Source organism: Pseudophaeobacter sp. (assembly GCF_039971195.1).
Classification (GTDB): domain Bacteria; phylum Pseudomonadota; class Alphaproteobacteria; order Rhodobacterales; family Rhodobacteraceae; genus Pseudophaeobacter.
Genome location: NZ_JBDWPJ010000056.1, coordinates 20,912 through 28,192, shown reverse-complemented (window position 1 = coordinate 28,192; position 7,281 = coordinate 20,912). Strand labels below are relative to the sequence as shown.

Sequence of the window (7,281 nt, the reverse complement as noted above, 5' to 3'; positions counted from 1 at the left end):
CCATCCATTGCCGAGGCTGAAAAGGGAGGTTGGTCACGACGAGCGCTGATTTCCTGTGCCAAGATCCGGCCAGCAGCCTGCGCCAGGGGCACCTGTTCGATTTCCATGTCCTGGGTGAGCTGTAAAACGGCGTCGCGGGCCTGAGAAACCGAAATCATTTATGCCTCGTACCGTCCAGATTTTCCACCATCTTTGAGCACTACGCGAATGCCGCCGATCTGCATTGCCTTGTCCACGGCCTTGGCCATGTCATAGACCGTGAGCGCCGCGGTGGAGACCGCTGTCAAGGCTTCCATTTCCACCCCGGTCTGGCCGGTGGTCTTAACCGTGGCCTCGATGCGCACACCGGGCAGGTCCGGCTCCAGCATCAGCTCCACCGCGACCTTGGTGATTGGCAGCGGATGGCAGAGCGGGATCAGCTCGGGCGTTTTCTTGGCGCCCATGATGCCAGCCAGGCGGGCAACGCTTAGAACGTCGCCTTTTTTAGCCTTGCCCTGGGCAATGATATCAAAGGTTTGCTGCGCCATGGTGATGTGACCCTCGGCGACAGCGACCCGCGCGGTGAACTCTTTGTCGGAGACATCCACCATATGGGCATCGCCCTTGGTGTCAAAATGGGTCAGCGGCATTTACAGCGCTCCTGGGGTCAGCGGATTGGCCAGCAGGCTGCGGGTGGCTGTGGCGACATCTTCCTGCCGCATCAGCGATTCCCCGATCAGGAAGGTGCGCGCCCCGTAGCGCGCCATATCCGACAGGTCCTGCGGCGTCGACAAGCCGCTTTCGCAGACAATTGTCCGCTCTGCGGGCACAAGACGGGACAGGTAGCGGGTGGTGTCCAGCGTTGTTTCAAAGGTCTTGAGGTTGCGGTTGTTGATCCCCATCAGGGGTGATTTCAACAGCGAAGCCCGCTCCAGTTCCGCCTCGTCATGCACTTCCAGCAACACATCCATACCCCAGCCCATGGAGCAGTCTTCCAGTTCTGCTGCCTGCGCGTCGGTCACAGAGGCGAGAATGATCAGAATGCAGTCCGCCCCCAGGGCGCGGGCCTCGGCCACCTGGTAGGTATCATACATGAAATCCTTGCGCAGGGCAGGCAGGGCGCAGGCGGCGCGGGCCTCCACCAGAAAGGATTTAGCTCCCTGAAAGCTGGGGGTATCCGTCAGCACCGAGAGGCAAGCAGCGCCGCCGAGCTCATAGGCCTGGGCGAGGCTGGCGGGATCAAAATCTTCGCGGATCAAACCTTTGGAGGGGCTGGCCTTTTTGATCTCTGCAATCAGCCCGTAACCATCGCGCGAAGCCTGGGAAAGGGCACTGGCAAAACCGCGTGTAGGGGAGGCCTCGCGCGCTTCGGCCTCTACCTCAGAGAGCGGTTTAGCGGCCTTGTCTGCGGCCACTTCTTCCAGCTTGTAGGCCTTGATCTTGTCGAGCACGTTTTCAGCCATGTCTCAGCCTCCCGTCGTTTTGTCTAGTCATTGTCTGTTGTTATCTGGTCCAGTCGATCGGGCGGCATCCGCGCGCGACAAGCCAATTGTTTATGGCCGAAAAGGGCCCCGAGCCGAAGAACCCGCGATGTGCGGAGAGAGGCGAAGGATGGGCGCTTCTCAGGATTAGGTGATCGCCCGGATGGACATATTTTTCAAGTCTTTGCGCCTGTTTCCCCCAGAAAACATAGGCTGTGGGAGATCGAGACGACCTGGTGAGTACCTGCTGCACCAACTGCGCCCAGCCGAGATCCTTGTGGCCATTGGCCTCACCCGCAGGCACAGAGAGCGCGGTATTCAAAAGCAATACGCCCTGTCTGGCCCAGTTTTCCAGATCTCCATTGACGGGGTGTCCGCCAATATCGCTTTTCAACTCTTTGAAAATATTGGAAAGGGATCTCGGCAATGGCGCTACATCCGCTTGCGTGGAGAAGGCTAGCCCATTGGCGTGGCCAGGGGTTGGATAGGGATCTTGCCCGAGAATAACCACACGCGTTTTTGCCAGCGGCGTCAGCGACAGGGCGGCAAAGCGTTGTGGGGCGGCGGGCAGGGTTTGCCGTGGGTCCGCTGCGAGTTTTGCTTGGATCTGCAGCCAGTCTTGCTGGAAAAACGCCAGATCGCCCCAGCCGCCAAGATCCGTTGCGCCTGCAGGAAGGTTCATCCTTCTGCGGCCGTTGTAATCTTTGCCAACGCGTCCAGCTTTTGCTTGGCGGATCCGGAATCGATGCTCTGGCGCGCCATTTCCACGCCCTCTTTCAGGGAGCTGGCGGCATTGGCCACTACTAGGGCAGCGGCAGTGTTCAGCAGCACTGCGTCGCGATAGGCATTGGCCTCGCCATCCAGCAGGGCGCGAAAGGCGCGGGCGTTGTCCTCGGGGCTGCCGCCGACGATGGCCTCAAAAGGATGCACCGGCAGGCCGGCCTCTTCTGGGTGCAGTTCAAAATCAACAACCCCACCATCTTCTTCCAGGGCTGAAACCCAGCTGATACCGGTGATGGTCAGCTCATCCGTGCCGTCTGATCCATGCACCAACCAGGCCCGTTCAGAGCCCAGCTGGCCCAGGGTTTCCGCCATCGGACGGATCAGATCGCGGCTGAAAGCACCCGTGAGTTGGTGGGTCACCCCGGCGGGGTTTGTCAATGGTCCCAGGATGTTAAAGATCGTTCTTGTCCCTAGTTCCTGGCGTGTCGGCATGACGTGTGCCACCGCCGGATGATGCATTGGCGCCATCATGAAGGCGATGCCACAGCTGGCCAGCGCCCGTTCCACCACCTCTGGCGTGACCATGACATTGATGCCCATCTGCGCTTGAACATCCGCCGTTCCAGAACGCGACGACAGGTTGCGGTTGCCGTGTTTGGCCACCACCACCCCAGCGCCGGCGGTGACAAAGGCGGTGGCGGTGGAGATATTCAGCGTATGTTTGCCATCACCGCCGGTGCCAACAATATCCATGGCGCCTGCGGGGGCTTTGACCGGATTGCATTTGGCCCGCATCACCGAGGCGGCAGCGGCATATTCATCCACGGTTTCTCCACGCGTGCGCAGCGCCATCAGCAAGCCGCCGATCTGGCTGGGGGTGGCCTCGCCTTCAAACAACAGGGTAAAGGCCTGTTCGGCCTCAGCGCGGGTCAGCGGACCATCGGCGGCAGCGCCAATCAGCGGCTTGATCAGATCGCTCATGCGGGCACCTTCATGACATCGAGGAAGTTTTTCAGCAGGGCATGGCCGTGTTCTGAGGCGATGGATTCCGGGTGGAACTGAACGCCATGGATGGGGAGTTCCTTGTGCTGTAGCCCCATGATGGTGCCATCTTTAAGCTCGGCGGTGATCTCCAGGCAGTCCGGCAGGCTGTCGCGCTCGACCACCAGCGAGTGATAGCGGGTTGCTTCAAACGGGCTGGGCAGCCCGGCAAACAACCCGGTGTTGTTGTGCTGCATCAGCCCCATTTTGCCATGTACGATCTCGTGGCAGCGCACGACTTTGCCGCCAAAACATTCACCGATGGTCTGGTGCCCAAGGCAGACCCCCATCAAGGGAATACCTTTTTCGGCCGCGGCCTGGGTCAGAGCGAGGCAAATTCCGGCCTGTTCGGGGGCTTTGGGACCTGGCGATAGCAAAATACCTTCGGGGCTTAGCGCAAGCGCCTCTTCAACAGAGAGGGCATCATTGCGATGCACCTGCATCTCAGCCCCAAGCTCTCCGAGGTAATGCACAAGGTTGTAGGTAAAGGAGTCGTAGTTGTCGATTAGCAGCAGCATCTTGGCGGGCTCTTTTATGGGTGGCGGGCCAGGGCCGCGCCGCAGTATAGTGGTTGCGGTATACTTGTTCAGGCTTGTGAGGCAGCGTCAAGGGCAGGACGTTCAATTGGCGCACAGCTTTGGGTCTGAGCAAAAAGATTGAGGGGTTTGTCAGGGCCAAGCGCCTGTGACAGGCCTGATCAGCGACAACCGACCCGATCACAGGGTTGGACAGGGGATGATGAGAGGCAGGGCTGCGTATGAAAGGGTTTCTCGGAGGTGTCAGCATTGGCGCGCTTGTAGCGGTTATGGGGGCTGCGATGTGGTCGCTCTCCTCACCATTGCCAACCCGTGTGGAAGTCGACACCACAACACCCGACGGGGCGGAGCAACCCTTGGTGGCGGACAGCACAGCTCCGGTGACAGACGCGCCACGCGACGCTGATCTGGTCGAGGTCCTGCCCACCAGCCCGCAAAGCTCTGGCGACACAGATACCAGCCCGCTGGCGGTTCTGGACACCAACCCCGGCAGCCCGCCTGTTGTTGGCACTGAAGCCGGCACCAGCGAAGGGGATACCTCGCAGGTCGCCGGCGTTGAGACGCTGCCGGAGGTTCCCAGTACGGTTGCCGGCGATCAGGACAGTGGCACAGCGCCCGACGTACCGGGACAAGAGGAAAACCTTCAGGTCTCTACCGAGACAGCGGCGCTGCCCGAGCCCGTGGAGGAACCGGAAACACAGCCTGCACCAGAGGTTGAAACTGCCACCGACACGACAACGGCGCCTGAAGAGCAAGTGGTTGCGGATGGTTCCGACCCCGCGTCTGATACGGTACAGATCGAACAGACAGAACCAGATAGTGCGGAGAAGGACCCAAGTGCAGTCAGCGTTGATCTGCTGGCTCCCCAGATCGGAACGCCGCCGCAAGCCACTGCATTGCCCAGCTTTGCGACCAACACGGTGACACCTGTTGCGCCACAGGGAGACGGCTCGCCAGAAACCGTTGAGACAGAGTCTGTACCACCGCAGGTCGCAGTTTTGGGCGAAAATGGAACTGAGGCCAGTCCTGATGAGGCCAGTGCCGCTGAAACCAGTCCTGATGAGCCCGCCGCGACTGACACAGATTCCGAGCCTCAAGACCAAGACGAGCAACTGGCCGCTGTAGTGCCATCAACAACAGGCCCCAGCATCGGCACCCCGGTGGTTCCACTCACCGAGCGCGCCAGTGCGCCAAGCCTGATAGGTGGTAGCAGCGCTGGTGCAGATGCCGCCGCGCAGAGCTCTGGCGTGACGCCCTTTGAAGCCAATGCTCAGGAGTTTGCCGGTTTTGACAACCGACCTCTGATGTCGATCGTGTTGATCGATGATGAGGATGCCATTGGCGCCGAGGCTCTGGCGGAATTCCCCTATCCCATTACCTTTTCCATCGCACCCTCTGATCCCAAAGCCATGGAGAAAATGAAGGCGCGGCGCGCCGCTGGGTTTGAAGTACTGATTCTGGCAGATCTGCCCCGTGAAGCCGCGCCGCAGGATGCCGAGACTACGCTGGCGGTCTGGATGGAGCAGATGCCCCTGGCGGTTGGCTTCCTCGAAGGGGTAGAGACCGGGTTTCAGGGCAACAGACCTCTGGCCGACCAGATGGTCGCAGTGATGCAGGCGGCAGGCTACGGCATGGTCACCCAGAACAATGGGCTCAATACCGTGCAAAAACTGGCGCTGCGCGATGGGATGCCTTCAGGCGTAGTGTTTCGCGATTTTGACGGCGCCGGGCAAAACCCACGCGCTATGCGGCGGTTCCTCGACCAGGCGGCCTTTCGGGCCCGTCAGGAAGGCGCTGTGATCATGCTGGGGCGGCTGCGCCCCGACACGATTTCGGCGCTGCTGCTTTGGGGCCTGCAGGATCGCGCCAGCCAGGTTGGGCTGGCACCGATTTCTGCCGCTCTCAAAGCCAATCTGACTCCCTAGGGCGCTGCTGAAGGCTTGATCTAAACGACAAAAGGGCCTCCGTTTTGAGGCCCTTTTTGTTTGAAATCAGTTCTCTACATCGGTTAGCCGTTGCCCTTGCCGACAAAACGGGCGGCATCGGCGGCGGCACGGCGGATGGCGTTGGACTTATGTACGGTCTCCATATATTCCGCCTCCGGGTCGCTGTCATAGACAACCCCTCCGCCGGCCTGCACATAGAGCGTCTGATCCTTGACGATGGCAGTGCGCAGGGCGATGCACATATCCATGTCGCCCCCAGCTGAGAAATAGCCAACACCGCCGCCATAGACGCCGCGTTTTTCCGGCTCCAGCTCGTCGATGATCTCCATCGCGCGCACCTTGGGAGCCCCGGAAACGGTGCCTGCTGGCATGCCGGCAAAAAACGCATCCAGCGCGTCTTTGTCTTCGTGCAGCTCTCCGATCACGTTGGAGACAATGTGCATCACATGGCTGTAGCGTTCGATGATGAACTGTTCGGTAGGCTGCACTGTGCCGATCTTGGCCACACGGCCGGTGTCATTGCGGCCCAGATCCAGCAGCATCAGATGCTCTGCCAGTTCCTTTTTGTCAGCCAAAAGATCGATCTCATTGGCCTTGTCTTCTTCCGGCGTGGCGCCGCGTGGGCGGGTGCCTGCGATGGGCCGGATGGTGACCTCATTGCCAAAGACCCGCACCAGGATTTCCGGGCTGGCGCCGATGACCTGAAAGCCACCAAAGTTGAAATAGAACATGAAGGGCGAGGGGTTGGTGCGCCGCAAAGACCGGTACAGCGCAAAAGGAGGCAGCGGGAATTCCTGGCTCCAGCGCTGCGCTGGCACCACCTGAAAGATATCGCCGGCCCGGATGTAGTCCTTGGCCTTTTCCACTGCTTCCATATAGCCGGATTTGGTGAAGTTCGACACTGGCGGGGCCACTTCGCGGGCATCGCCGAGATCGCGGGTTTCAGTGGGCATGGCCCGCTCCAGATCGCGCACCGCATCCATCACCCGTTCCGCTGCCTGGGCATAGGCGGCGCGTGCGGTCTGCCCATCGCTGACCCAGGCCGGGGAGACCACGGTGACTTCGCCTTTGACCCCGTCCAGAACAGCCACCACCGAGGGGCGCATCATCACCGCATCCGGAAGGCCCAGCGGATCAGGGTTCACATCTGGCAGATGCTCGACATGGCGCACCATATCATAGCCGAGATAGCCAAACAGGCCCGCGGCCGCCTGCGGCATATCCTCGGGCAGATTGATTTTGCTCTCGGCCAGCAGGGCGCGCAAATTGTCCAGCGGATTGCCCGGCTGGGCATCAAAGGCTTCGGGATCAAATCGGGCCGAGCGGTTCAGCGAAGAAGCCTCCCCATGGCTGCGCCAGACCAGATCAGGCTTCATACCAATGATGGAATAGCGCCCGCGCACCTCGCCGCCAGTCACCGACTCCAGCATAAAGGCGTCCTTCTGGGCACCGGTAAGCTTGAGCATCAGCGAAACAGGGGTGTCGAGATCGGCGGCAAGCCGGGTATAGACAACCTGGTTTTCGCCACCCTCATAGGCCTTGGCGAAACTTTCAAAATCTGGGGTCAGAGCCATG

The 7,281-nt window shown here is 60.5% G+C and carries 7 protein-coding genes and 1 pseudogene; 1 reads left to right on the top strand and 7 read right to left on the bottom strand.

Annotation, left to right across the window (positions count from 1 at the left end):
- The 6 genes and pseudogenes from ABJP42_RS04940 to ABJP42_RS04915 all read right to left on the bottom strand — a co-directional run.
- A pseudogene (locus ABJP42_RS04940) lies at positions 1-158 on the bottom strand (molybdopterin molybdenumtransferase MoeA); the annotation flags it as partial.
- Positions 159-629 (bottom strand): cyclic pyranopterin monophosphate synthase MoaC, encoded by a 471-nt coding sequence (moaC, locus tag ABJP42_RS04935; protein WP_348338882.1) that lies wholly within the window; start codon positions 627-629, stop codon positions 159-161.
- On the bottom strand, positions 630-1,442 hold the full coding sequence (trpC, locus tag ABJP42_RS04930) for an indole-3-glycerol phosphate synthase TrpC (RefSeq protein WP_348338880.1): 813 nt from the start codon (positions 1,440-1,442) through the stop codon (positions 630-632). It abuts the gene before it with no gap.
- Positions 1,443-1,482: 40 nt separating this feature from the next.
- A complete protein-coding gene (locus tag ABJP42_RS04925) occupies positions 1,483-2,142 on the bottom strand; it encodes a uracil-DNA glycosylase (protein ID WP_348338878.1) in 660 nt (219 codons plus the stop codon).
- Positions 2,139-3,164, bottom strand: a complete 1,026-nt coding sequence (trpD, locus tag ABJP42_RS04920) for an anthranilate phosphoribosyltransferase (RefSeq protein ID WP_348338876.1) — start codon at positions 3,162-3,164, stop codon at positions 2,139-2,141. Before trpD ends, ABJP42_RS04925 begins: the two co-directional genes overlap by 4 nt.
- Positions 3,161-3,742 carry an aminodeoxychorismate/anthranilate synthase component II gene (locus tag ABJP42_RS04915; protein WP_348338874.1) on the bottom strand — a complete coding sequence of 194 codons (582 nt, stop codon included), beginning with the start codon at positions 3,740-3,742 and terminating at the stop codon, positions 3,161-3,163. The genes trpD and ABJP42_RS04915 overlap by 4 nt, the downstream gene beginning before the upstream one ends.
- A gap of 239 nt (positions 3,743-3,981) precedes the next feature.
- On the opposite strand from ABJP42_RS04915, the gene ABJP42_RS04910 reads away from it, so the two are divergent.
- Positions 3,982-5,685, top strand: coding sequence for a divergent polysaccharide deacetylase family protein (locus ABJP42_RS04910; protein ID WP_348338872.1), 1,704 nt, complete (start codon positions 3,982-3,984; stop codon positions 5,683-5,685).
- Positions 5,686-5,768: 83 nt separating this feature from the next.
- Here ABJP42_RS04910 and trpE read toward each other — a convergent pair whose 3' ends face one another.
- Positions 5,769-7,280, bottom strand: a complete 1,512-nt coding sequence (gene trpE, locus ABJP42_RS04905; protein ID WP_348338870.1) for an anthranilate synthase component I — start codon at positions 7,278-7,280, stop codon at positions 5,769-5,771.
- Between the last annotated feature and the right edge of the window lies 1 nt (position 7,281).

What these genes read in the sequence shown, in the direction of transcription:
- moaC (WP_348338882.1), bottom strand. Translation starts at nt 629, where the DNA reads ATGCCGCTGACCCATTTTGACACCAAGGGCGATGCCCATATGGTGGAT.
- trpC (WP_348338880.1), bottom strand. Translation starts at nt 1,442, where the DNA reads ATGGCTGAAAACGTGCTCGACAAGATCAAGGCCTACAAGCTGGAAGAA.
- ABJP42_RS04925 (WP_348338878.1), bottom strand. Translation starts at nt 2,142, where the DNA reads ATGAACCTTCCTGCAGGCGCAACGGATCTTGGCGGCTGGGGCGATCTG.
- trpD (WP_348338876.1), bottom strand. Translation starts at nt 3,164, where the DNA reads ATGAGCGATCTGATCAAGCCGCTGATTGGCGCTGCCGCCGATGGTCCG.
- ABJP42_RS04915 (WP_348338874.1), bottom strand. Translation starts at nt 3,742, where the DNA reads ATGCTGCTGCTAATCGACAACTACGACTCCTTTACCTACAACCTTGTG.
- ABJP42_RS04910 (WP_348338872.1), top strand. Translation starts at nt 3,982, where the DNA reads ATGAAAGGGTTTCTCGGAGGTGTCAGCATTGGCGCGCTTGTAGCGGTT.
- trpE (WP_348338870.1), bottom strand. Translation starts at nt 7,280, where the DNA reads ATGGCTCTGACCCCAGATTTTGAAAGTTTCGCCAAGGCCTATGAGGGT.